Origin of the sequence: Kineococcus rugosus, assembly GCF_050871975.1 — a bacterium.
Classification (GTDB): Bacteria; Actinomycetota; Actinomycetes; order Actinomycetales; family Kineococcaceae; genus Kineococcus.
In genome coordinates, this window is the sequence record NZ_JBJLSJ010000019.1 from 37,951 (window position 1) to 61,040 (window position 23,090).

20 protein-coding genes and 1 tRNA gene are annotated in these 23,090 nt (G+C 76.6%); 9 read left to right on the forward strand and 12 right to left on the reverse strand.

The features are described 5' to 3' along the window. Nucleotides 1-102: 102 nt before the first annotated feature. The 5 genes from thrB to argS all read right to left on the reverse strand — a co-directional run bounded on the left by thrB (nucleotide 103) and on the right by argS (nucleotide 6,637). Nucleotides 103-1,080: a homoserine kinase gene (gene thrB / locus ACRYM6_RS12525; RefSeq protein WP_432543209.1), complete on the reverse strand. Its 978-nt coding sequence runs from the start codon at nucleotides 1,078-1,080 to the stop codon at nucleotides 103-105. 40 nt (nucleotides 1,081-1,120) lie between these two features. Beyond that, nucleotides 1,121-2,200, reverse strand: coding sequence for a threonine synthase (gene thrC / locus ACRYM6_RS12530; RefSeq protein WP_432543210.1), 1,080 nt, complete (start codon nucleotides 2,198-2,200; stop codon nucleotides 1,121-1,123). Beyond that, entirely contained in the window at nucleotides 2,200-3,498 is a 1,299-nt protein-coding gene (locus tag ACRYM6_RS12535) for a homoserine dehydrogenase (RefSeq protein ID WP_432543211.1), read from the reverse strand. The genes thrC and ACRYM6_RS12535 overlap by 1 nt, the downstream gene beginning before the upstream one ends. A 79-nt stretch (nucleotides 3,499-3,577) precedes the next feature. Continuing rightward, the gene (gene lysA / locus ACRYM6_RS12540) at nucleotides 3,578-4,969 is read right to left on the reverse strand and encodes a diaminopimelate decarboxylase (protein WP_432543212.1); all 1,392 of its coding nucleotides are present in this window, start codon (nucleotides 4,967-4,969) and stop codon (nucleotides 3,578-3,580) included. 3 nt (nucleotides 4,970-4,972) lie between these two features. Further along, nucleotides 4,973-6,637: an arginine--tRNA ligase gene (gene argS, locus ACRYM6_RS12545; RefSeq protein WP_432543213.1), complete on the reverse strand. Its 1,665-nt coding sequence runs from the start codon at nucleotides 6,635-6,637 to the stop codon at nucleotides 4,973-4,975. Between the two features lie 130 nt (nucleotides 6,638-6,767). On the opposite strand from argS, the gene ACRYM6_RS12550 reads away from it, so the two are divergent. From ACRYM6_RS12550 to ACRYM6_RS12560, 3 genes are all read left to right on the forward strand, one after another. Continuing rightward, nucleotides 6,768-6,839, forward strand: a tRNA-Arg gene (locus ACRYM6_RS12550). Nucleotides 6,840-6,897: 58 nt separating this feature from the next. Further along, on the forward strand, nucleotides 6,898-7,575 hold the full coding sequence (locus ACRYM6_RS12555) for a DUF1345 domain-containing protein (protein WP_432543214.1): 678 nt from the start codon (nucleotides 6,898-6,900) through the stop codon (nucleotides 7,573-7,575). A gap of 47 nt (nucleotides 7,576-7,622) precedes the next feature. Further along, nucleotides 7,623-8,327 carry a SprT-like domain-containing protein gene (locus ACRYM6_RS12560; RefSeq protein WP_432543215.1) on the forward strand — a complete coding sequence of 235 codons (705 nt, stop codon included), beginning with the start codon at nucleotides 7,623-7,625 and terminating at the stop codon, nucleotides 8,325-8,327. On the opposite strand, the gene ACRYM6_RS12565 is transcribed toward ACRYM6_RS12560, so the two are convergent. Next, entirely contained in the window at nucleotides 8,314-9,366 is a 1,053-nt protein-coding gene (locus ACRYM6_RS12565; protein ID WP_432543216.1) for an NAD(P)-binding domain-containing protein, read from the reverse strand. The genes ACRYM6_RS12560 and ACRYM6_RS12565 overlap by 14 nt on opposite strands. 77 nt (nucleotides 9,367-9,443) lie before the next feature. On the opposite strand from ACRYM6_RS12565, the gene ACRYM6_RS12570 reads away from it, so the two are divergent. Beyond that, the gene (locus tag ACRYM6_RS12570) at nucleotides 9,444-9,944 is read left to right on the forward strand and encodes a phosphoribosyltransferase (protein ID WP_432543217.1); all 501 of its coding nucleotides are present in this window, start codon (nucleotides 9,444-9,446) and stop codon (nucleotides 9,942-9,944) included. Here the strand turns inward: ACRYM6_RS12570 and hrpB are convergent. Genes hrpB through ACRYM6_RS12585 form a run of 3 tightly spaced genes read right to left on the reverse strand, consistent with a single transcriptional unit; the run spans nucleotide 9,936 to nucleotide 14,853 of the window. Further along, nucleotides 9,936-12,419: an ATP-dependent helicase HrpB gene (gene hrpB / locus ACRYM6_RS12575; protein ID WP_432543218.1), complete on the reverse strand. Its 2,484-nt coding sequence runs from the start codon at nucleotides 12,417-12,419 to the stop codon at nucleotides 9,936-9,938. The two genes, ACRYM6_RS12570 and hrpB, sit on opposite strands and share 9 nt — an antisense overlap. Nucleotides 12,420-12,423: 4 nt before the next feature. Next, nucleotides 12,424-13,227 (reverse strand): hypothetical protein, encoded by an 804-nt coding sequence (locus tag ACRYM6_RS12580; protein ID WP_432543219.1) that lies wholly within the window; start codon nucleotides 13,225-13,227, stop codon nucleotides 12,424-12,426. Nucleotides 13,228-13,251: 24 nt separating this feature from the next. After that, complete coding sequence (locus ACRYM6_RS12585) at nucleotides 13,252-14,853, reverse strand: DEAD/DEAH box helicase (protein ID WP_432543220.1); 1,602 nt, start codon at nucleotides 14,851-14,853, stop codon at nucleotides 13,252-13,254. 287 nt (nucleotides 14,854-15,140) lie between these two features. Between ACRYM6_RS12585 and ACRYM6_RS12590 the strand changes: the two genes are divergently transcribed. The 4 genes from ACRYM6_RS12590 (at nucleotide 15,141) to ACRYM6_RS12605 (ending at nucleotide 19,214) form a co-directional block, all read left to right on the forward strand. Continuing rightward, complete coding sequence (locus tag ACRYM6_RS12590; protein WP_432543221.1) at nucleotides 15,141-16,205, forward strand: FecCD family ABC transporter permease; 1,065 nt, start codon at nucleotides 15,141-15,143, stop codon at nucleotides 16,203-16,205. Between the two features lie 68 nt (nucleotides 16,206-16,273). Beyond that, nucleotides 16,274-17,338, forward strand: a complete 1,065-nt coding sequence (locus ACRYM6_RS12595) for a FecCD family ABC transporter permease (protein WP_432543258.1) — start codon at nucleotides 16,274-16,276, stop codon at nucleotides 17,336-17,338. Between the two features lie 29 nt (nucleotides 17,339-17,367). Next, nucleotides 17,368-18,231: an ABC transporter ATP-binding protein gene (locus ACRYM6_RS12600; RefSeq protein WP_432543222.1), complete on the forward strand. Its 864-nt coding sequence runs from the start codon at nucleotides 17,368-17,370 to the stop codon at nucleotides 18,229-18,231. Between the two features lie 44 nt (nucleotides 18,232-18,275). Continuing rightward, on the forward strand, nucleotides 18,276-19,214 hold the full coding sequence (locus tag ACRYM6_RS12605) for an NAD(+)/NADH kinase (protein WP_432543223.1): 939 nt from the start codon (nucleotides 18,276-18,278) through the stop codon (nucleotides 19,212-19,214). On the opposite strand, the gene ACRYM6_RS12610 is transcribed toward ACRYM6_RS12605, so the two are convergent. Continuing rightward, a complete protein-coding gene (locus ACRYM6_RS12610; RefSeq protein ID WP_432543224.1) occupies nucleotides 19,211-20,080 on the reverse strand; it encodes a hypothetical protein in 870 nt (289 codons plus the stop codon). The genes ACRYM6_RS12605 and ACRYM6_RS12610 overlap by 4 nt on opposite strands. A 112-nt stretch (nucleotides 20,081-20,192) precedes the next feature. Here ACRYM6_RS12610 and ACRYM6_RS12615 point away from each other — a divergent pair, with 112 nt between their 5' ends. Continuing rightward, nucleotides 20,193-20,555, forward strand: coding sequence for a PRC-barrel domain-containing protein (locus ACRYM6_RS12615; RefSeq protein WP_432543225.1), 363 nt, complete (start codon nucleotides 20,193-20,195; stop codon nucleotides 20,553-20,555). 21 nt (nucleotides 20,556-20,576) lie between these two features. On the opposite strand, the gene ACRYM6_RS12620 is transcribed toward ACRYM6_RS12615, so the two are convergent. Together ACRYM6_RS12620 and ACRYM6_RS12625 are read right to left on the reverse strand one after the other, a co-directional pair. Then, nucleotides 20,577-21,629, reverse strand: a complete 1,053-nt coding sequence (locus ACRYM6_RS12620) for a hemolysin family protein (protein ID WP_432543226.1) — start codon at nucleotides 21,627-21,629, stop codon at nucleotides 20,577-20,579. Continuing rightward, entirely contained in the window at nucleotides 21,626-22,993 is a 1,368-nt protein-coding gene (locus ACRYM6_RS12625) for a hemolysin family protein (RefSeq protein ID WP_432543227.1), read from the reverse strand. The genes ACRYM6_RS12620 and ACRYM6_RS12625 overlap by 4 nt, the downstream gene beginning before the upstream one ends. Nucleotides 22,994-23,090 lie beyond the last annotated feature (97 nt).

The following is a 23,090-nucleotide window of genomic DNA, read 5'->3' on the forward strand; positions in this document are numbered from 1 at the left end:
CTCGCCGTCGTCCCCCGTCCCCCGAACGGCGGTGCGGCGCGCCGCCGCACCGCTCGCGCCGGCAGGCGGCGCGCACAGCTCACCGCCTGCGGGACAACCGCTTCAGCCGAGCGTCCACTGCACGCCCGCGGGGTGCACCGGGCGGTCGTGGACGTCCCAGGCACCGAGGTCCCGCGCGGTCGCGCGCACCCGCCCGACACCGGCCTCGTCGGTGAGCACGAGCACGCTGGGACCGGCCCCGGAGACGACCGCGGCCAGCCCGGCGGCGCGCAGCGCGTCGAGCAGCTGCGCCGACCGCGGCATCGCCGGGGCCCGCTGCACCTGGTGCAGGCGTTCCTCCGTCGCGTCCAGCAGCAGGGACGGGTCGGTGGTCAGCGCGTGCACCAGCAGACCCGCGCGCCCCGCGGTGAACGCCGCGTCGCCGTGGGGGACGCTCGCCGGCAGCAGCGCCCGGGCCCGCGACGTCGCGAGCTCCTCGGCCGGGACGCAGACGACGGCCCGCACGGACGGGTGGACGCCGAGCCGCACGGACCGCACCGCGTCCGGGTGCGTCGGGTCGCCGCCGTGCGTCCAGGCGATGGTGAACCCGCCGTGGACGGCGGGCGCGGCGTTGTCGGGGTGCCCCTCGCGCCGGGAGCTCTCCAGCAGGACCCGCTGGCGGGCCTCGGCGTCGGTCTCGGTGACCACGCCCGCCGCCTGCAGCAGGCCCCGCGCCGCGGTGAGACCCGCCACGATGGCCGACGCCGACGACCCCAGCCCGCGCCCGTGCGGGATGACGTTGCGGCACAGCAGGTCGAGCCCCACCGCCTCGTACCCGGCGGCCTCGAGCTCCTCGCGCAGCACCCGGACGACCAGGTGGCGGCCGTCGGTGGGGACGGCGTCGGCGCCCTGCCCCTCGACGCGGACGGTCAGGCCGTCGGCGGCCGTGACCTCGGCCCGCACCTCGTCGCACAGGTCGAGGGCGAGGCCGAAGGCGTCGAAGCCGGGGCCCAGGTTCGCGCTCGTGGCCGGGACCCGGACCGTCACGGCGGCACCGACCGGCAACCGGCTCAGGGTCCGGGGACGGGTGGGGACGCTCATGCCGGCGGGCGGGGGCCGTGCGGGGCGGTGGGCACGCGGCTCAGACGTCCAGGCCGATGGCCCGGGCGATGGTCACGGCGTCGGGCTGCACGCGCACCGGCTCGACCGACCCCTCGGCCCCGCCGGCGAGCTCCAGCGCCCACTGCGGGTCCTTCAGCCCGTGCCCGGTGACGGTGATGACGATGGTCTGCCCGGCCTCGACCTCACCGGCCTCGGCGGCGGCCAGCAGACCCGCGACGCCGGCCGCGGACGCGGGCTCGACGAAGACGCCCTCCCGGGCCGACAGCCAGCGGTGCGCGGCGAGGATCTGCTCGTCGCTGACCGCGTCGATGCGCCCGCCGGAGTCGTCGCGGGCGGTCGTGGCCCCCGTCCAGGAGGCGGGGTGGCCGATGCGGATCGCGGTGGCGATCGTCTCGGGGTGGTCCACCGGGTGCCCCTTGACGATGGGTGCGGCACCGGCGGCCTGGAAGCCCCACATCTTCGGGGTCCGGGACGCGACGCCGTCGGCCGCGTACTCGGTGTAGCCCTTCCAGTACGCGGTGATGTTCCCGGCGTTGCCGACGGGCAGCGCGTGGATGTCCGGGGCGTCGCCGAGCACGTCCACGACCTCGAACGCGCCGGTCTTCTGGCCCTCGATGCGGAACGGGTTGACGGAGTTGACCAGCTCGACGGGGTACGCCTCGGCGAGCTTGCGCGCCTGGTTCAGGCAGTCGTCGAAGTTGCCGTCGACCTGCAGGATCGTCGCGCCGTGGGCCACGGCCTGGGACAGCTTGCCCATCGCGATCTTGCCGTCGGGCACGAGCACGGCGCAGCGGATGCCGGCCGCCGTGGCGTACGCCGCCGCCGAGGCGGAGGTGTTGCCCGTGGAGGCGCAGATGACGACCTCGGCCCCCAGCTCCTTGGCCCTGGTCATGGCCATCGTCATGCCCCGGTCCTTGAAGGACCCGGTGGGGTTGCAGCCCTCGACCTTGAGGAGCACCCGCCCCCGCACGAGCTCGGACAGGTGGCGCGCCGGCACCAGCGGCGTCCCCCCCTCCCCGAGGGTGACCACGGGAGTGGACTCGGTCACGGGCAGCCGGTCCCGGTACTCCTCGATGAGACCCCGCCACACGTGCGCCATCAGGCGTCTCCCCCTTCGACCCGCAGCACGCCGGCCACGGAGTCCACGATGTCCAGCTGCTCGAGCTCGTCGACGGTGGCCGACAGGTTCGCGTCCGTCGCGCTGTGCGTCACCACGACCAGGACGGCGCGACCGGAGTCGTCCTGGCGCTGCTGCACGGCCTCGATCGAGACGTCGTGCGCCGCGAACACCCCGGCCACCTGGGCCAGCACGCCCGGCTTGTCGGCCACGTCGAGCCGCACGTGGTAGCGCGTGACGGTCTCGGACATCGGCTGGACCGTCAGCTCGGCGTAGGCCGACTCCCCCGGCCCGCGGCCGCCGACGACCTTGTGCCGCGCGACGGCGACGACGTCGCCCATCACGGCGCTGGCCGTGGGCCGGCCCCCGGCCCCCGGCCCGTAGAACATGAGCTGGCCGGCCGCCTCGGCCTCGACGTAGACGGCGTTGAAGGCCCCCCGGACCCCGGCGAGCTGGTGCTCCAGCGGCAGCATGGCGGGGTGCACGCGCACCGAGACGGCCTCGTTGCCATCGGCGTCCGTGCCGCGCTCGCAGATCGCGAGGAGCTTGACGACGCACCCCTGGACCTCGGCCGCGCGCACGTCCGCGGCGCTGACCTCGGTGATGCCCTCGCGGTGGACGTCGTCCAGGCTCACGCGGGTGTGGAACGCCAGGGAGGCCAGGATCGCGGCCTTGGCGGCGGCGTCGAACCCCTCCACGTCGGCCGTCGGGTCGGCCTCGGCGTACCCCAGGGCCTGCGCCTGCTCGACGGCCTCGGCGAAGCCCATGCCCGTCGTGTGCATCTGGTCCAGGACGTAGTTCGTCGTGCCGTTGACGATGCCCAGCACGCGGGTCACGCGGTCACCCACGAGGGACTCGCGCAGCGGCCGCAGCAGCGGGATCGCCCCCGCGACGGAGGCCTCGTAGTAGAGGTCCACGCCGTTCTTCGCCGCGGCCTCGTACAGCGCCGGGCCGTCGGCGGCCAGCAGCGCCTTGTTGGCGGTGACGACGGAGGCGCCGTGCTCGAAGGCGGACAGGATGAGCGAGCGCGCCGGCTCGATGCCGCCGATGACCTCGATGACGACGTCGGCGCGGGTCACGAGGTCCTCGGCGTCGGTCGTGAACAGCGACGCGTCGATCCCCGCGCCGCGGTCGCGGCCCAGCCGGCGCACCGCGATCCCCGCGAGCTCCAGCGGCGCACCCACGCGCGCCGCGAAGTCGTCGGCCTGCGTCGTCAGCAGTCGGGCGACCTCGGCGCCCACGACACCGCACCCGAGCAGCGCGACCTTCACCGGCTCCACCGCTTGCGCTCCCTCAGTCCGTCCAGCACGATCCGCCCTACCCTCTCACCTGCGCCGGGCCGCCCCGGCCACCGGATCCTCAGCCCGCGTCGAGCGCGAGCAGGTCCTCGGGGGTCTCCCGCCGCACCAGCAGCTGCACGGCGCCGTCGCGCACGGCGACCACCGCGGGCCGCGGCACCTGGTTGTAGTTGCTGGCCATGCTGCGGCAGTACGCCCCCGTGCCGGGGACGGCCAGCAGGTCGCCGGCCGTGGCGTCGGCCGGGAGGAACTCGTCGCGCACGACGACGTCACCGCTCTCGCAGTGCTTGCCGACGACCCGGGACAGCACGCCCGCGGCGCCGGAGGCGCGCGAGGCGATGGTCGCGGAGTAGTCCGCGTCGTACAGCGCCGTGCGGATGTTGTCGCTCATGCCGCCGTCGACGGAGACGTAGCGCCGGCGGGTCCCGCCGTCGAGCGCGACGTCCTTGGTGGTGCCCACCTCGTAGAGCGTGAACGTGCTCGGCGCGGCGATGGCCCGGCCGGGCTCGACCGACACGCGCGGGACGGCGATGCCCTGCACGAGGCACTCGCGCGCCACGATCTCGGCCAGCCGGCCGGCGATCTCGACGGGCTGCAACGGCTTGTCCTCGGACGTGTACGCCACGCCGTACCCGCCGCCGAGGTCGATCTCGGGCAGCTCGACGCCGTGGTCGCGCTCGACCTTGCGGTGCAGCTCCAGCAGGCGGCGGGCCGAGACCTCGAACCCGCCGAGGTCGAAGATCTGGGACCCGATGTGGCTGTGCAGCCCGAGCAGGTGCAGCTCGGGGCGCCCGAGCACCTTCGCGACGGCGGCCTCGGCCTGGCCCGACGCCAGCGACAACCCGAACTTCTGGTCCTCGTGGGCGGTGGCGACGTACTGGTGGGTGTGGGCCTCGACGCCGACCGTCACGCGCAGCATCACCGGGGCGACCAGGCCCCGCTCGCGGGCCAGGTCGGCCACGACGTCGACCTCCTCGAGGGAGTCCACGACGATCCGCCCGACGCCGGCCTCCAGCGCCGAGGCGATCTCCCGGCGCGACTTGTTGTTGCCGTGCAGCGCGATCCGGCCGGGCAGCACCCCACCGCGCAGCCCCAGCGCCAGCTCACCGCCGGAGGCGGTGTCCAGGTGCAGGCCGTCCTCGGCGATCCACCGCGCGACGCCCGTCGCGATGAACGCCTTCGAGGCGTAGTACACGTCGGCGCCGCCGCACAGGTCGGCGAACGCGTCGGCGAACGCGTCCCGGAAGGCGACCGCGCGGGAGCGGAAGTCCAGCTCGTCCACGACGAACAGCGGGGTGCCGTGCGTGCGGGCCAGCTCGGCGACCGGGACGCCGCCCACCTCCAGCGCGCCCGCCGCGTCGCGCCGCACCGTGCGCGCCCACAGCTGCGGCAGCAGCTCGTTGACGTCGGCCGGGGGCGTCAGCCACGCCGGCACGACAGCGATGTCCGCCACGTCCTACATCCGTTCCGGAGCCGAGACGCCGAGCAGGCCCAGGCCGTTGGCCAGCACCTGCCGGGTGGCGTCGTTGAGCCACAACCGCGTCCGGTGGACGTCGGTGACCTCCTCGCCGGCGCGGGGGGTGACCCGGCAGGCGTCGTAGAACTTGTGGAACCTGCCCGCGAGCTCCTCCAGGTAGCGCGCGACGCGGTGCGGCTCGCGCAGCTCCCCCGCCCGGCGGACGACCTCGGGGAACTCGGCGAGGGCGGCCAGCAGCAGCGACTCGGTCTCGTCGGTCAGCAGCGCCGGGTCGAAGGCGTCCTCGCGGCGCACGCCGGCGCTCGCCGCGTTCACCGCCACGTTGGCGGTGCGGGCGTGCGCGTACTGCACGTAGAAGACCGGGTTGTCGTTGCTGCGCCGGGTCAGCAGGTCCAGGTCGACGTCGATGCTGGAGTCGACGCTGGAGCGCACCAGGGAGTACCGCGCGGCGTCGACGCCGACGGCGCCGACGAGGTCCTCCATCGTCACCACGGTGCCGGCGCGCTTGCTCATGCGGACCGGGACCCCGTCCTTGACGAGGTTCACCATCTGCCCGATGAGGATCTCCAGGTTCCGGCCCGGCTCGTCGCCGAACGCGGCGCACATGGCCATCATCCGGCCCACGTAGCCGTGGTGGTCGGCCCCGAGCATGAGCACGCAGCGGTCGAACCCGCGTTCGCGCTTGTCGAGGTAGTAGGCGAGGTCGCCGGAGATGTAGGCCGGCTGCCCGTCGCTCTTGACGACGACGCGGTCCTTGTCGTCGCCGAAGTCGCTGGTGCGCAACCAGACCGCACCGTCGGACTCGTAGATGCGGCCGAGCTCGCGCAGCTTCGCCACGGCCCGGTCGACGGCCCCGGAGGTGTGCAGGGAGTCCTCGTGGAAGTAGACGTCGAACTCGACGCCGAACTCCGACAGGCTCTGCTTGATCTCGGCGAACATCAGGGCGACGCCCTCGCGGCGGAAGGTCTCCTGCTGCTCCTCGCGGGGCTGCTCGAGCACCCCCGGGACCAGCGCCCGCACCTGGGTGGCGATGTCGGTGATGTAATCCCCGCCGTAGCCGTCCTCGGGGGCCGGCTCGCCGTTGGCCCGGGCCAGCAGGGACCGCGCGAAGCGGTCGATCTGCCCGCCGTGGTCGTTGAAGTAGTACTCGCGGGTGACCTGCGCGCCGCAGGCCGCCAGGACGCGGGCCAGCGAGTCGCCGACGGCGGCCCAGCGGGTGCCCCCGAGGTGGATCGGACCGGTGGGGTTGGCCGAGACGAACTCGAGGTTGACCTTCTCGCCGCTGGGTTCGGCGGCGGTCCCGAAGGCGGCGCCGGCCTCGACGACCGAGCGCGCCAGCTCACCGGCGGCGGCCGCCTCGAGGGTGACGTTGAGGAACCCGGGGCCGGCGATGTCGACGGCCCGCACGCCGGGGACCCGGAGCAGGTGCTGCTGCACGACCGCCGCGACGTCGCGCGGGGGACGGCCGGCCTTCTTCGCCAGCTGCAGGGCGACGTTGGTCGCCCAGTCGCCGTGGTCGCGGTTCTTGGGACGCTCCACGCGGACCTCGGCCGGCACGTCGGCGGGGTCGAGGGGCAGCTCCCCGGCCGCGACGGCCGTGGTCAGGGCATCCCTCAGGGCGGCGGAGAGCTCGGCGGGAGTCACGAGGGTCAAGCCTACCGGCGCACGCGGACGCGACCGGTCGCCCGGGCGCGGGCGGCGGCGCGCGACCGGGCGGCGGGACGGTGGTCCGGACCGGCCCGCATCGCTGGTAGTGTCTGCGACGCACCGCAGGGCCCCCGTAGCTCAGCGGATAGAGCATCGGCCTCCGGAGCCGTGTGCGCAGGTTCGAGTCCTGCCGGGGGCACATCCAGAGGGCGCCGCGCGGGTCGTGCGGCGCCCTCGTCGTCGTTACGGTGCTGATCATGGCCCCGGTCCCGCTGCCGACCTCCCCGCTGCCCCGCCTGCTGCGCACGGAGCCGCGGCGCACCTACCTCTCCTTCCTGGCCCCGGCGGTCCCCTCCTTCGTCCTCTCGCGCGCCTTCGAGGACGGTCTCGGCTCGAGCTTCACGATCGTGGTCCTGTGGTACGGCCTGTACCTGCTCGCCTACTCCGCCGTCACGACCGCGACCTTCGTGCGCGACTTCGACGGCGCCTGCCGGGAGCGGATCACGCGCAGCCCCTCGTGGTGGCGCCGGTGGCTGGAGATGCCCGGCCGCACGCAGAACGCCGTCGCCTGGTCCGCGTTCGCCCTGGCCGCGGCCGCGGTCCTGGCCACCCTCGGGGTGAGCGGGCGCTCGGTGCTGATGGCCGTGGGCACCGTCGTCCTCGTGGTGGGCGCCTGGGTCAACGTCCTGGTCAGCTACGCCGCCGAGTACGCCCGCACGCACTGCGCGAGCGGCGGGCTGGAGTTCCCCGGCGAGCCGCCGCGGGCGTTCGGGGACTACGTCTACTTCGCCGCGGCCGTGAGCACGACGTTCGGGCCGACCGACGTCGCGGTGGTCTCCCGGGCGGTGCGCCGGCAGGTGCTCGTGCACGGCCTGGTGGCGTTCGTCGTCAACACCGTCGTCCTCGCGCTGCTCATCTCCACGCTGCTGGGCTGAGCGTCGGGACCCCGTGCTGGGATGGCGGGCGGACCGAGGAGGAACGGGTGGAACTGGACGCGGCGCTGGCGATGGCGCGCGGGCTCCTGGACGAGCACGGCCTGACCGGGTGGGCGCTGGTGCTGGACCGGGCGCGGACGCGGGCGGGGGTGTGCCGGGCGGACCGGCGCGAGATCGGCCTGAGCGCACCGCTCACCGCGCTGCACGACGAGGCCGAGGTGCGCGACACCGTCCTGCACGAGGTCGCGCACGCGCTCGTGGGGCCGGGGCACGGGCACGACGCGGTGTGGCGGGCGACGGCGCGCCGCATCGGCTGCTCGGCCGAGCGGACGTCGACGGCGGCCCGGGTCCCCGGGGCGTGGACGGGCACCTGCCCCGCCGGCCACGTGGTCACCCGGCACCGCAGGCCCTCGCGGGTGGTGTGCTGCGGGCGGTGCGGGCGCCGCCCCGACCCCGCCAACGTCGTCAGCTGGGCCCACCGGGGGCGTCCGGTGCCGCCGGAGGCGATGCCGCCGGGCTACCGCCGGGACTGGGAGGTCCTGCAGCGCGGCGTCCCCGGGGACGGCCCGCGCCGGCTCCTGCCGGTGGGTGCGCGGGTCCGGGTCGGCGGCGGGGGGCGGTACGCCGGGACGACGGGGCGGGTGGAGCGGGTGGGCCGCAGCCGGTACCACGTGCGGACCCGGGGCGGGCTGCTCACCGTCCCGTTCGCCCTCGTGGCGGCGGAGGAGGAGGGGGGCGTCAGCGGCCGGTGAGGACGGCGCGGACCGCCTCGCGCGCCGCCCGGCCCGCCCCGACCGTGCTGGCCGACGGCCCGTACCCCACGAGGTGCAGCCGCGGTTCGCGCACCGCGCGGGTCCCGTCGACGAGGATCCCCCCGCCCGGCTCGCGCAGCCGCAGCGGCCGCAGGTGGTCCAGGGCCGGCCGGAACCCGGTGGCCCACAGGATCGCGTCGGCGCGCTGGCCGGACCCGTCGGCCCACCGCACGCCGTCGGGCACGACGCGCTCGAACAGCGGGTGGCGCTTGAGGACGCCCTGGTCGCGCAGCGCGGCGACGCGCGGGGTCAGGACCAGGCCGGTGGCCGACACGACGCTGCCGGGCGGCTCGCCCGCCGCGACCCGGCGGGCGACGACCTCGACGGCCTCGCGCCGCGCCTGCACGTCGAAGTCCTCGCGGTACACCGGTTCCCGGCGCGTCACCCACGTGGTGCCGACCCCGGCGCCGGCCAGCTCCTCCAGGTGCTGCACGGCCGAGATGCCGCCGCCGACCACGACCACGTGCTGCCCGGTGAACTCCTGCGGCCCGCGGTAGTCGGCGGTGTGCAGCTGCCGGCCGGTGAAGGAGTCGCGCCCCGGGTAGGACGGCCAGAACGGCCGGGTCCAGGTGCCGGTGGCGTTGATCACCGCGCGGGCCGCGAACGCGCCCGCGGCGGAGTCGACGAGCAGCCGCGCCCCGGCGGGGCGGACCTCGCGCACCGCGGCGGGCCGGCGCACGGGGTCCCCCAGCCGCCGCTCGTACTCGGCGAAGTAGGCCGGGACGACCTCGCGCGCGGGGGTGGAGGGGGCGACGGCGCCCAGGGGGTACCCCGGCAGGTCGTGCACGCCGTTGACCCGGGCCATCGTCAGCCCCGGCCACCGGTGCCGCCAGGCCCCGCCGGGGGCGTCGTCGGCGTCCAGGACGACGTAGCCGCGGCCGGGGACCAGCCCGGCGCGGTCGAGGAAGTGGGCGGCCGACAGGCCGCCCTGCCCGGCGCCGACGACCACGACGTCGACGGTGCTCAGGGCGGGGCTCACGACGGTCCGCCCGTCCGTCCGGCACCACGACTGGTCACAGTCGGTGATCGTAATCGGCCGCCCCCTAGAGTGCGTCGGTGACGACCGCCGACCCCGCCCGCGAAGTCCTCACCTGGTCGACCTTCGGGGAGGCCGTGCGCGAGCTGGCCTCCACGATCGCCGCCGACGGTTTCCGGCCCGAGGTGGTGCTCGGCATCGCCCGCGGCGGTCTGCCGCTGGCCGCCGGGCTGGCCTACGCCCTGGACGTCAAGGTGGCCGCGACGATCAACGTCGAGTTCTACACCGGCGTCGGCTCCCGGCTGCCCGAACCGGTCGTCCTGCCGCCGTCGGTGGACCTGTCCGAGCTCACCGGCCGGCGGGTCCTCGTCGTCGACGACGTCGCCGACACCGGCCGCACCCTGGCCGTCGTCGTGCGGATGTGCGCCGACGCCGGCGTCGTGGCCCGGTCGGCCGTCGTCTACCGCAAGCCGACCACGCGGCTGGACCCGGAGTACGCCTGGAAGGAGACCGACCGCTGGATCGAGTTCCCGTGGTCGGCGCAGGGGCCCGTCGCCGGAGCCGGCGACGGCTCAGCCTGAGCGCCTGGCCACGCGGGCCGTCGGGGCCGCGGCCAGCGGGTCCTGCGGCCACGGGTGCCGGGGGTAGCGCCCCCGCACCTCCGCCCGCACCGACGGGTACACGTTGCGCCAGAACGACTCCAGGTCGGCGGTGACGGCGAGCGGACGGCCCGCCGGGGACAGCAGGTGCAGCACCACCGGCACGCGGCCGTCCACGAGCCGCGGCGTCGCCGTCCACCCGAAGGCCTCCTGCAGCTTCAGCGCCAGCACCGGGGCGGCCGGGTCGGCGTAGTCGAGGCGGACCGCGCGGCCGGTCGGGACGGGCAGCCGCTCGGGGGCCAGCTCGTCGAGGCGGCCGGCCTGCGGCCACGGCAGCAGCGCCCGCAGCGCCGCGACGACGTCGAGGCGGGCCAGGTCGCGCCGCGAGCGGACGCCGGCCAGGTCCGTCCCCAGCCACTGCGGCAGCGTGGCCAGCAGGTGCTCGTCCCCCAGGTCCGGCCACGGGTCCCCCTGGGCCGCGCGGCAGCAGGCGACCCGGGCGCGCAGGGACTGCGCCGCCGGGCCGAAGGTCAGCAGCTGCAGCCCCTCGCGCCGCACGCCCTCGGCCACGGCCCCCGCGACCGCCGCCGGGGGCGGGTCCGGCCACGGCCGCGAGGACAGCTCCAGCGCACCGAGGCGCTCGACGCGCCGCGCCCGGACGTCGCCGTCCCAGCGGACCTCCTCGACGACCTCGGTGCCCACGACCTCCCGCGCGGTCGCCTCGTCCAGCGGCGCCGCCGCCCGCACCCGGGCCGCGGCACGGCCCGGGCCGCGGTCGGCCACCGCCACGGCCAGCCACGGCGCGGACCGCAGGCCGCTGCCCTCGGCGAGCTCCACGCCGGTCCCTCCCGTCGTGGCGTAGGCGGCCGAGCCCTCCGACCGCTGCCGCGCCACCCGCTCGGGGTGCGCCAGGGCGACGACGGTGCCCGCCACCAGGTCCCTCGGCAGCCCCTCCGGCAGACCCCCCGGCCGCCCGCGACCGGTCCCCCCGGGCACGGCGGCCAGCAGCCGGCGGACCTCCTGGCGCCACGGCGCGGGCTCCTCGCGGACCGCGGCGCGCCAGGCGGCGACGAGGTCGTCCCCGGACCGGGCGGTGTCCTCCGACAGCAGGGCGACCACCTCGGCGGCGGCCCGCGGGCCGACCAGCTCGGCGCCGCGCAGCAGCGCCCGGGCCAGCCGCGGGTGCACGCCCACGTCGGCCATCGCCCGCCCCAGCGGGGTGACGACGCCGTCCGCGAGCGCCCCCAGCCGGTGCAGGCCGTCGCGGGCCGCGGCCAGCGGGCCCGCCGGCGGGCGGTCCAGCAGCGGCAGGTCGTCCAGGTCCCCCCAGGCGGCCGTCAGCAGCGCGAACGCGGTGAGGTCGGCCGTGAGCACCTCCGGGGCGCTGTGCGCGGGCAGCAGCGCGTGCTCGGCCGCCGACCAGGCCCGCAGGACGGTGCCGGGCGCCTCCCGCGCGGCGCGGCCGGCGCGCTGGTCGGCCGAGGCGCGCGAGACCCGGACGGTGTCGAGGCCGCCGAACCCGCGGGCGTGGTCGACCCGCGGGACGCGCGCCAGGCCGGCGTCGACGACGACGCGGACCCCGGGGACGGTCAGGCTGGACTCGGCGACGGCGGTCGAGAGCACGACTCGGCGCCGCGGGCCGGGGCGCAGGGCGTCGTCCTGCTCGGCGCCGGACCGCTTGCCGTGCAGCGCGACGACGTCCACGGGCAGGTCCTGCAGCCGTCCCTGCACCGCCCGGATCTCCCCCGCGCCGGGCAGGAAGACCAGGACGTCGCCGGCGAGGTCGCCCAGCGCGCGGCGCACGAGGGCGGCGACGTGGTCGAGCAGGGCGGGGTCGACGCGCAGCCCCTCGGGGGGCCGCACCGGCCGCGGGGGTGGGCACCAGCGCACCTCCAGCGGGTGGACGGGGGCGGTCGCGGTGACCACCGGCCCGCCGAGCAGCTGCGCGAGCCGCGGCACGTCGAGGGTCGCCGAGGCGGCGACCAGGTGCAGGTCCGGCCGCAGCAGCTCGCGGGCCTGCAGGGCGAAGGCGAGGACGAGGTCGGCGTCGAGCTGCCGCTCGTGGACCTCGTCGAGGACCAGGACGTCGACGCCGGGCAGGTCGGGGTCGCGCAGCAGCCGGCGCAGCAGCAGCCCCGTCGTGACGACCTCCACGCGGGTGCGGGGCCCGACGCGGCGGTCCCCGCGCACGGCGTGGCCGACGAGGCCGCCGACCTCCTCGCCCAGCAGGGAGGCCATCCGGGCGGCGGCGGCGCGGGCGGCGAGGCGGCGCGGTTCGGCGACGACGACGCGGCCCCCGGCGCCGAGGCCGTCGGCCAGCGCGAGCGGGACCAGGGTCGTCTTGCCGGTGCCGGGCGGGGCCTGCAGCACCGCGGTCCCGCTCCCGCGCAGGGCGTCCAGCAGCGCGGGGACGGCGGCCCCGGCGGGCAGGGTCGTCAGGAGTCCGTCGGGCAGCACGCGGTCATCCTGCCCGGGCCCGGGCGGTGCGCCGGCGGCGCACCAGGGCCACGGCACCGGCTCCGGCGGCCGCGGCGAGCACCGCGGCCTGCGGGGGGCCGAGGACGGGACCGGCGCCCTCCCACGCGTAGCCGCCCGAGCGCAGCCCGGCCTGGCGCTCGAAGTGGTTGCGGGCGCCGGGGAAGAAGAAGTCGTCGACGCCGTAGGCGACGGGGAAGGCGGCCGGGCCGGCGACCAGCGTCGCCACGGCCCACTGGGGGCGGTGGCGGGACTCGTGCCGGGCCAGCTCGGCGGCCTGGGAGGGGACGGTGGGGAACCGCGGGGAGATGACCATGTCGCCGAAGTTCACCGTCCGCTCACCGGCGACGGCCCGGGACCGCACGCCGACGTAGTAGTCGGCGGCCGCGTACCGGCAGACCGTGAGGCCGCGCGCGTCGGCGTACAGCATGGCGAGCCCGGTCTCGGGCCAGGTCGCGACCTTCTGGGCGAGCAGGGAGGCGGTGAGCGGCGGGACGTCGTCGGTGGACCCCCAGTCCTCCCCCGGCGGGGCGCCGCAGACGGGCGCGTCCCCGAGGTCGGTCACGCTGCGCCACGTGGTGCCGACGAGGACCAGCCCGACGGCCAGGCCCGCGACGACCCCCTGCGCGATGCGGACGGGGGCGCGGCGGACCGGGGCGTGCCGGCCCCGGAACCACCAGTAGAGGGCGCCGGCGACCCCGGCGACGAGCAGCCAGAACAGCAGGTGGACGGCGGCGCGGCTGTGCGGGTGGCTGTAACCCCACCACTGCCTCCTGCGCCGCGCGCCCACCCGCTCAACCTAGGGCGCGGGACCTCAGCGCGCCGCGGTGCTCGCGCCGCCGTTCCCGCCGCCGCGGCCCCCGCGGCGACGCCGGCGCGGCGCACCGGCGGGCGCACCGGCCGACGACCCCGCCGACGTCCGGGGGGACGAGCCGGCCGGGGTGGCCTGGGTGCGGGGCTTCGCGGCCCGCTGCGGCTGCGGCGGGGCGGTGGGGACGGGCGAGTCGGCCGGGTCCACCCAGTCGGCCGTGGGGCCGACGAGGCGGGCGGTGAGGTCGTGGCCGGTGCCCACGGCGGTCCACTGCGGGGCGATGCCGGCCTGGCGGGCCAGGGTGCGCACGTCGCCGCGCTGGTCGGGGGTGGCCACGGTGACGACGAGGCCGCCGGCGCCGGCGCGGGCGGTGCGGCCCGAGCGGTGCAGGTACGCCTTGTGCTCGGTCGGCGGGTCCACGTGCACGACGAGCCCGACGTCGTCGACGTGGATGCCGCGGGCGGCGATGTCGGTGGCGCAGAGCACCTTCACCGACCCGTCGGAGAAGGCGCCGAGGTTGCGCTCGCGGGCGTTCTGGCTGAGGTTGCCGTGCAGGTCGACGGCGGGGATGCCGGCGGCGGTGAGCTGCTTGGCGAGCTTCTTCGCGGCGTGCTTGGTCCGGGTGAACAGGACGGTGCGGCCGCGGCCGGCGGCCAGTTCGCGCACGAGCGCGTTCTTGGCGTCCGCGGCGACCTCGAGCACGTGGTGCTCCATCGTGGAGACCGGGGCGACGGCGGGGTCGACCGAGTGCACGACCGGTTCGGACAGGTACCGCTTGACCAGGACGTCGATCCCGTTGTCGAGGGTCGCGGAGAACAGCAGCCGCTGGCCGACGACGGGCGTGGCGTCCATGAGCCGCTTGACGCCCGGCAGGAAGCCGAGGTCGGCCATGTGGTCGGCCTCGTCCAGGACGGTGACCTCGACGGCGTCGAGGCGGCAGTGGCCCTGGCCGATGAGGTCCTCCAGGCGGCCGGGGCAGGCGATGAGGACGTCGACGCCCTCGCGCAGGGCGGCGACCTGCGGGTTCTGGCCGACGCCGCCGAAGACGACCGTGGTCCTCAGGCCCGCGGCGGCCGCCAGCGGGGTCACGGTGGCCGCGACCTGGTTGGCGAGCTCGCGGGTGGGCACCAGGACGAGCGAGCGCGGGCGGGTGGTCCGCCGGGGCTGCGTGGAGGCCGCCAGGCGGGCCACCAGCGGCAGCGCGAAGGCGATGGTCTTGCCGCTGCCGGTGCGGCCGCGCCCGAGGACGTCGCGACCGGCGAGGGAGTCGGGCAGGGTCGCGGCCTGGATCGGGAAGGGGCGGTCGACGCCGCGGGCGGTGAGCACCTCGACCAGGGCCGCGGGCACGCCGAGCTCGGCGAAGGAGCGGTCGTCGGGGACGACCTCGGTCGCGGTGTCGGGGACGACCTGGGCGCGCGCGGGCTGCGGGCGGGCCGCCTGCTCGCGGGGGGCCGGCACGCCCTGGGCGCCGGCACCACCGGCGCCGCCGGTACCGCGACGGCGGCGGCGGGGACGGGGCACGGAGCCGTCGCCGGCGGGGGTGCCGGGGGTGCCGGGGGTGCCGGGGGTGGACGTGCGGGGGCCGCGGGACGCGGACGAGTTCACGGGGAGCCTTCCGGTGGAGGTCACGACAGGGTCGGCCGTGGTGCCCGACCGCACCCGTGGACCACCGGGGGACCTGCGCCCGTCGCCCCGCTCGCGGGGCCCGGGCTGAACACTCGACCGCGGTCACCGCGAGGTGACCGCCAGCGACCACCTTAGTCGTCGCCTCGCCCTCCCATCGGCAGGTGGGGCCCGCCGCAACAGCCCGCGGCCGTCACGGCCGCGCTGACCGGGGCCCGCCGGCCACTCGGCACCCCGTCCCAGGAGTGGAGAGGCTAACCTGACTTCTCGTGTCCACCTCGACCAGCGCGCCGCCCCCCTCGGCGGTCCCCGCCCGCCCGAGACCGGCTGCGCGGCGGGGGGTCGACCGCCCGGCGGCCTTCGCCCTCGCCGTCGGCCTGCTCGTGCTGGCGGTCCTGGCCAGCCTCGCCGTCGGGTCCCGGCAGATCCCGCTGGGGACCGTCCTGGACGTCCTGCGCGGTCTGGGCGGCGACTCCCAGGACGCGCTGGTCGTGCAGGAGCTGCGCGTCCCCCGCACCCTGGTCGGGATCGTCGTCGGCGTGGCGCTGGGCCTGTCCGGGGCCCTCATGCAGGCCCTGACCCGCAACCCGCTGGCCGACCCGGGTCTGCTGGGCGTCAACGCCGGCGCCGCGGCGGCCATGGTCACCGGCCTGAGCGTGCTGGGCCTGACGTCCCGGCTGCACCTGGTCTGGGCCGCGATGGCCGGCGCCGCCGTCGTCTCGGTCGGCGTGTACGTCCTGGGGGCCACCGGCCGGGGCGGGGCGACACCGGTGCGCCTGGCCCTGGCCGGCACCGCGATCTCGGCCGCGCTGTACGCCTACACCACCGCCCAGGTGCTGCTGGACACCCAGACCTTCGACCGGTTCCGGTTCTGGCAGGTCGGGTCCCTCGCCGGGCACGACCTGGCGACCTTCTGGCAGATGCTGCCCTTCTTCGCCGTCGGCACCGCGCTGGCCCTCACCCAGGCCCGGCCGCTGAACGCCCTGGCCCTGGGCGAGGACTCCGGCAGGGCGCTGGGCGCCTCCGTCAACCGCACCCGCGTCCTGACCGCCGTCGCCGTCACCCTGCTGTGCGGGGCCGCCACCGCGACTGCCGGCCCGATCGCGTTCGTGGGCCTGGCCGTCCCCCACCTCGTGCGCGCGCTCACCGGCCCCGACCAGCGCTGGGTCCTGCCGTTCTCGTGCATCGTCGCCCCGGCGCTGCTGCTGCTCGGCGACGTCGTCGGACGGGTCGTGGTCCGGCCCGGGGAGCTGGAGGTGAGCATCGTGACCGCCCTGCTCGGCGCTCCCGTGCTCGTCGCCCTCGTCCGCCGCCGCCGGCTGGCCCAGCTGTGAGCCGCCGGGACGCCCCGCGGCCCGCGGTCCCCGAGCCCCCGGCGCGGGTCAGCCGCGAGTCCGTCCACCTGCCCCGCCAGCCCGTCGCCGACCGGGCCCGCCGGGGCCGCACCGTCCGCGCCGGGTCCGTGCTCTCCGTCCGGGTCGAGGGCCGCACGCTCACCGTGTGCCTCGGGCTGCTGGTCGCGCTGCTGGCCCTGGTCTCGGTCAGCCTCACCACCGGCGACTACCCCGTCACCGTCCCCGACGTCCTGCGGACGCTGGTCGGGCGGGGCGAGCGCGCCGACGAGTTCATCGTCCTGGGGCTGCGGCTGCCGCGCGTGGTGACGGGCCTGCTCGTCGGCTGCGCGCTGGGGGTGGCCGGTGCGGTGTTCCAGCTCGTCACCCGCAACCCGCTGGGCTCCCCCGACGTCATCGGCTTCACCTCCGGGGCCGTCACCGGTGCGCTCGTGGTGCTGCTGGTGCTGCGCTCCGGCGGCTGGGCCACCTCCTTCGGCGCCCTCGCCGGCGGCGGGGTGACCGCGCTGCTCGTCTTCCTGCTGTCCACCCGCGGCGGGGTGCAGGGCTACCGGCTCATCCTCGTCGGGATCGGCGTCTCGGCCGTCCTGCAGGCCGCGAACAGCTACCTGCTGACCCGCTCGCGCGTGGAGGACGCCCAGCAGGCCCAGGTGTGGATCACCGGGTCCCTCAACGGCCGCGGCTGGGAGCAGGCCACCCCGGTGGCGATCGGGCTGGCCGTCCTGCTGCCGGTCCTGCTGCTCGCCGGGCGCTCCCTGACCCTGCTGGACCTCGGCGACGACGCGGCCCGCGCCCTGGGCGTCCACGTCGACCGCACCCGGGTCCTCGCGCTCGTCGTCGGCACCGCGCTCACCGCGCTGGCCGCGATGGCCGCCGGCCCGATCGCCTTCGTCGCCCTCGCCGCCCCGCAGGTCGCGCGCCGGCTCACCGGGGCCGTCGGTCCCGGCCTGGTCGCCGCCGGCCTCACCGGCGCGCTGCTGCTGCTGGTCAGCGACTTCGCCGCCCAGCGCCTGTTCGCCCCCACCCAGCTGCCCGTCGGCGTCATGACCGGCGCCGTCGGCGGCCTCTACCTGGCCCACCTGCTCGTCGCCCAGTGGCGTCGAGGCCGCGGCTGACCCGCACCGGACGGACGGAAGGAACCCCCATGAGCACCGGCAACCGGCTGCGCGGCGAGAACCTCACCCTGGCCTACGACGACCGCACCATCGCCTCCGGCCTCGACATCGAGATCCCCGACGGCTCCTTCACCGTCGTCATCGGGCCCAACGCCTGCGGCAAGTCGACGCTGCTGCGGTCCCTGGCGCGCATGCTCAAGCCGAAGGCCGGGCACGTCTTCCTCGACGGCCGGCAGATCCACTCCCTGCCCAGCAAGGAGGTGGCGCGCCGGCTGGGGCTGCTGCCCCAGACGGCGACGGCCCCCGACGGGATCACCGTGGCCGACCTGGTCGCCCGGGGCCGCTTCCCGCACCAGAAGCTGCTGCGCCAGTGGTCGCGCGAGGACGAGCGCGCCGTCGACGCGGCGATGGCGTGGACGCAGGTCACCGAGCTCGCCGACCGCACCGTCGACGAGCTGTCCGGCGGGCAGCGGCAGCGGGTGTGGATCGCGATGGCCCTGGCCCAGGAGACGCCGATCCTGCTGCTGGACGAGCCGACGACGTACCTCGACATCGCCCACCAGATCGAGGTCCTCAACCTGTGCGCGCAGCTGCACGAGGAGCAGGGCCGCACCATGGTCGCGGTCCTGCACGACCTCAACCACGCCACCCGGTACGCCACGCACCTCGTCGCCCTCAAGGCCGGGCGGGTCGTGGCGCAGGGCGACCCGGCCGAGGTGGTGACCGCCGAGCTCATCGAGGAGGTCTTCGGGCTGCCGTGCGTCGTCGTCCCCGACCCCGAGACGGGCACGCCCCTGGTCGTCCCGCGGGCCCGGACCAGCCGCCTGGGTCGCGACTCCCTCGCCGACGTCGCCGGGCGCGGGTCCGGGCGCGGCGTGCGCGAGTCGGCCTGACCCCGCGCTGCGGTGCGGCGGCGGGGGCGTTTAGCGTGTCGCAGGTGCCTTCCCGACACCTCGGCCGCCTCGGTCTCGTCGTGCACCCGGTCCGCGACACGGTCGAGCAGGCGCGCATCGTCGAGGCGTGGGCCCACGAGCACGGCAAGGAGGTCGTCGGTCTGCGCACCGACGCCCCCCGGCTGCCCGACTCCGTGGTCCTGGTGGGCGTGGACGAGTTCGCCGCGACCGTCGACGCCGTCGTCAGCCTCGGCGGCGACGGGACGATGCTGGGCGCGCTGCGGCTGCTCGTGGGCCGCGCGGTGCCCGTCCTGGGCGTGAACCTGGGCCACCTGGGCTTCCTCGTGGAGCTGGAACCGCGCGAGCTGCCCGCGGCGCTGGAGCGGATCGCGGCCGGGGACTTCACCGTCGAGCCGCACCTGTGCCTGCGCACCGAGCTGCGCACCGGCAGCGAGCACCGCGAGGCGGTGGCCTTCAACGACATCGCCCTGGCCCGCACCCCCGGGCGCGGGATCGTCACGGCCGCGCTGTCGGTCGCCGACCAGCGCATCGGGTACCTGCGCTGCGACGCCGTCGTCCTGGCCACCCCGACCGGGTCCACCGCGTACAGCTACGCCGCGGGCGGCCCCGTCGTCTCCCCCGGCGCCGACGCCCTGGTGGTGACGCCCGTGGCGCCGATGTCCGGCATCGGCCGGCCCATCGTCCTGGGCGTCGACGAGCCGGTCCGGCTGGAGCTGCTGGAGGGGTCCGGGCCCCCCGTCGTGGAGGTCGACGGCATCGCCGCCGGCGAGCTGCCGCCCGGCTCGGTCGTCGAGCTGCGCGTCGAGCGCGACGCCGGGCACGTCATCCGCCTCGACGCCGCCGGGCACGGGCGCCGGGCACGCGTGAAGCTCAGCCTGCTGGACCTGCCGCTGCTGCCGGAGGAGATGCTCGAGCTGGTGCCCCAGGAGCTGCGGCCCAGCGAGACCACCCGCTCCCGCTAGGGAGCGGCGGTCGCCGTGCCCGTCGGCGCGGTGAGCGCCTCCTCGCCGGTCGCGGCCTTGGCCTCCGCGCTCGCCCGCGCCCCGGCCGCGTCCGCCGACCCCGTCGGGGACGCCTGCTGCGTCGACCGGTCGGTGGAGGTCGCCGTGGCCGACGGGGACCGCGTGGCGGTGCCGTCGCCGGTGGCCGTCGGCGAGCCGGTGCCGGTGGCGGTGCCGGTGGCCGTGGGGGACCCCGTGTCCGTGGCGGTCCCGGTGGCCGTCGCGGTGGCGGTGCCCGTCGCGGTCGCCTCGGGAGTGGGGGTGTCCGTCGGCGTCGACGCCGGCGTGGCGGTGGAGCGCGGCAGCTCGTTGCCCAGGATGCCGCGGTCCTCGGTCTCGGCGGCGGTGCCGCCCTGGACGGTGGCGGCCACGCTCGTCCCGCTCACCGACTCGAACACGAAGATGCCGCCGACGCTCAGCACGAACGCGACGACCCCCAGCACCACCGCGTGCCGCGCGCGGAACCGCCGCCGCGCCGGGCCGGGCACCGGACCGGGCACCGGCGTGGGCTCGCCCTCGCCCACGGGCGGCTCGGTGCGGTCGGGGTGCTCGTCCTGCGCGGGCGGGACGGGGCCGGTGCGGCGCTCGCGGGCCCGGCGGGCCGCCTCGACGACGCGTTCCCGGCTCACGTTGAGGTAGTGCCCGTAGACCGCGGCCGCCGTGGAGGCGATGACGCTGCCGAGCGCCGCGCCGACGAGGGTGCCGTACGTGCCGAGGCTCTTGAGGCTGGCCAGCAGGAAGGCCGACGTCACCGCCGCGCCCGCTCCGCCGGCGATCTGGAGCCAGTTGATGGTCAGGGTCGTCCGCTGGGGTGTCTGCTCGCTCATGCCGTCGCCATCGTCTCACCCGGGGCCGGGGCGTCCTGGCCGCGGGACGGGAGGGTCCTGTGAAGGCGGGCTCGCGTGGCGGGGCGGGCACGGCTCGGCCACAGTGAGCGGCATGACGATCCTCGTGCAGGACCTGAACCAGTGGAAGGGCGCCCCCGTCCTCGACGTGAGCGACGCGAAGATCGGCACCCTGGCCTCGGTGTACGTCGACGCCGCCACCGACGAGTGGCTGTTCGCCGCCGTGGAGACCGGCGTCGTGGGCTTCAAGAAGGCCGTGCTCGTCCCCCTCGACGGGGCGGCCGTGGGCCGGCACGACCTGCGGGTCGCGCACTCGAAGGAGACCGTGAAGGCCGCCCCGGCGTTCGGCACGGACGACGAGCTCGGCCCCGACGACGAGCCGCGCATCTACGCCCACTACGCGATGGACTACTCCCCCGCCTCCACGCCCAGCGGCCGGCGCCTGGCCCGGCGCTGAGGGCCCCCGCGCCCGCGGCGCTCAGCCGCGGGCGCGCTGCATGGCGTCGCTGACCTCGCCGACGAGCTCCTCCAGGACGTCCTCGAGGAACACCACGCCGGTCACGGTGCCGGTCTCGTCCACGACCCGGGCCAGGTGGGACCCGGTGCGGCGCATCGCCGCGAGCGCGTCCTCGACCTCCTCCCCGGCCCCGAGCGTGCCCAGGGCGCGGATCCGCTTCTCCGGCACCGGCTCGGCGTACCGGTCGGGGTGGTCGGCGGGGTCGGCGTAGAGGATGTCCTTCAGGTGCAGGTACCCGTGCAGGTCGCCGTCGGGGTCCAGCACGGGGAAGCGGCTGAACCCGGTGCGCGCGACGAGGGCCTCCACGTCGGCGGGGGTGGCGGCCGGCGGCAGGGTGCGCAGGTGCTCCAGCGGGACGGCGATGTCGCCCACGGTCCGGTCGGAGAACTCCAGCGCCCCGGTGACCAGGCCCCCGGAGTCGTCGAGCGTGCCCTCCCGGCGGGACTCGGCGACGATCGACTGCACCTCCTCGACGGTGTACGCGCTGGAGACCTCGTCCTTCGGCTCGACCTTCAGCAGCCGCAGGATCGCGTTGGTGAGGGCGTTCAGCGCCCGGATGAGCGGGCCGATGACGCGGCCGATGGCGACCAGCGGCGGCGCCAGGAGCAGCACGGCCCGGTCGGGGCCGGCGATGGAGAGGTTCTTGGGGATCATCTCCCCGACCACGACGTGCAGGTACGTCACGATCGACAGCGCGATGACGAGCGCGACCGGGTGGATGAGGAACTCCGGCAGGTGCGCGGCGTGGAAGGCCGGCTCCAGCAGGTGCGCCAGGGCCGGTTCGGCCACGGCCCCCAGCCCGAGCGAGCACAGCGTCACGCCGAGCTGGCAGGCCGCGAGCATCAGGGAGACGTGCTCCATGGCCTGCAGCGCGGACCGGGCGCGGGCGCTGGTCTCGGCGAGCGGCTCGATCTGGCTGCGGCGGGCCGACAGCACGGCGAACTCGGCCCCGACGAAGAACGCGTTGCCGAGGACGAGGAGCACCGCCAGGGCCAGGGCCGCCTGGTCGCTCACGAGGTGCCTCCGGGGCGGGTCGGGGTCCCGGCGCTGCGCGCGCCGGGGACGGGCTGGGCCGGGCCCGGCGGGTGCGGGCGCAGCCGCAGCCGCTCGACGCGGCGGCCCTCCATCCGCGCGACCCGCAGGAGCGCGCCGTCGACCTCGACCTCGTCGCCCACGGCGGGGATGCGGCCCAGGCGGGACATGACGTACCCGCCGACGGTCTCGTAGGCGGGGTCGTCGGGGACCTCGACGCCGGTGGCGTCGCGGACCTCGTCGGGACGGGCCAGGCCGGGCACGGTCCAGGACGCGTCCCGGTGCTGGCGCAGGCCCCCGCGGTCGCGGTCGTGCTCGTCGGAGACGTCGCCGACGATCTCCTCGACGAGGTCCTCCAGCGTCACGACGCCCGCGGTGCCGCCGTACTCGTCGACGACGACCGCCAGCTGCAGCCCCTTCTGCCGCAGCTGCAGCAGCAGCGGTTCCAGGGTCAGGGAGTCGGGGACGCGGCGGGCCTGGGCCATCAGGGCGGCGGCCGGGACGTCGTGGCGGCGCTCGGGCGGGACGGCCACGGCGGCCTTGAGGTGGACGACGCCGCGCACGTCGTCGTCGTCGTCGCCGGTGACGGGGAACCGGGAGTGGCCGGTCGTGCGGGCCTTGGCGACGACGTCGGCGGCGGTCTGGTCCAGGGTCACGACCTCCATCCGCACGCGGGGGGTCATGACGTCGGCGGCGGTCTGGTCGCCGAACAGCAGCGACCGGCTGATGAGGTTCGCGGTGCCCTCGTCGAGGGTGCCGAGGTCGGCGGAGCGGCGCACGAGGGCGGCCAGCTCCCTGGCCGAGCGGGCCCCGGACAGCTCCTCCTGGGGTTCGACGCCGATGCGCCGCAGGAACCAGTTGGCGCTGCCGTTCAGGACGCGGATCAGCGGGCCGGTGAACCACGTGAAGCCCCGCTGCAGCGGCGCGACGACCCCGGCGGTGGCCAGCGGGACGGACAGGGCGAGGTTCTTGGGGACCAGTTCGCCGACGACCATGGAGAACACCGCGGCGACGACGACGCTGACGATCCCGGCGACCGTGTCGGCGGGCCCGGCCCCCAGGCCCAGTCCGGTCAGCGGCCCGTTGAGCAGCGCGGCGAGGGAGGGTTCGGTGAGGTACCCGAGGAGCAGGGTCGTGAGGGTGATGCCGACCTGCGCGCCGGACAGCTGCGTGGACAGGGTGCGCAGCGCGGGCAGCACCCCGGCGGCCCGGCGGTCGCCGTCCTCGACGGCCTTCTCGACGGTGAACCGGTCGAGGGTGACGAACGCGAACTCGGCCGCGACGAAGACGGCGGTGCCGAGGGTGAGCAGGACGCCCACCAGCAGCAGCAGCCACTCGGTCAGCACGGGAGGTCCGCCGAGCCGGTGGCGGTGGGGGGTTCCGGGTCGGCCCGGGGATCTGAGCTCATGACCCCGCCGATGGTAGACGGTGGCGCGCGGCCGG

Bases quoted from the DNA above. Each gene is read 5' to 3' on its own strand.
- thrB (WP_432543209.1), bottom strand. From the start codon at position 1,080: ATGAGCGTCCCCACCCGTCCCCGGACCCTGAGCCGGTTGCCGGTCGGT.
- thrC (WP_432543210.1), bottom strand. From the start codon at position 2,200: ATGGCGCACGTGTGGCGGGGTCTCATCGAGGAGTACCGGGACCGGCTG.
- ACRYM6_RS12555 (WP_432543214.1), top strand. From the start codon at position 6,898: ATGGCCCCGGTCCCGCTGCCGACCTCCCCGCTGCCCCGCCTGCTGCGC.
- ACRYM6_RS12600 (WP_432543222.1), top strand. From the start codon at position 17,368: ATGAGCACCGGCAACCGGCTGCGCGGCGAGAACCTCACCCTGGCCTAC.
- ACRYM6_RS12610 (WP_432543224.1), bottom strand. From the start codon at position 20,080: ATGAGCGAGCAGACACCCCAGCGGACGACCCTGACCATCAACTGGCTC.
- ACRYM6_RS12615 (WP_432543225.1), top strand. From the start codon at position 20,193: ATGACGATCCTCGTGCAGGACCTGAACCAGTGGAAGGGCGCCCCCGTC.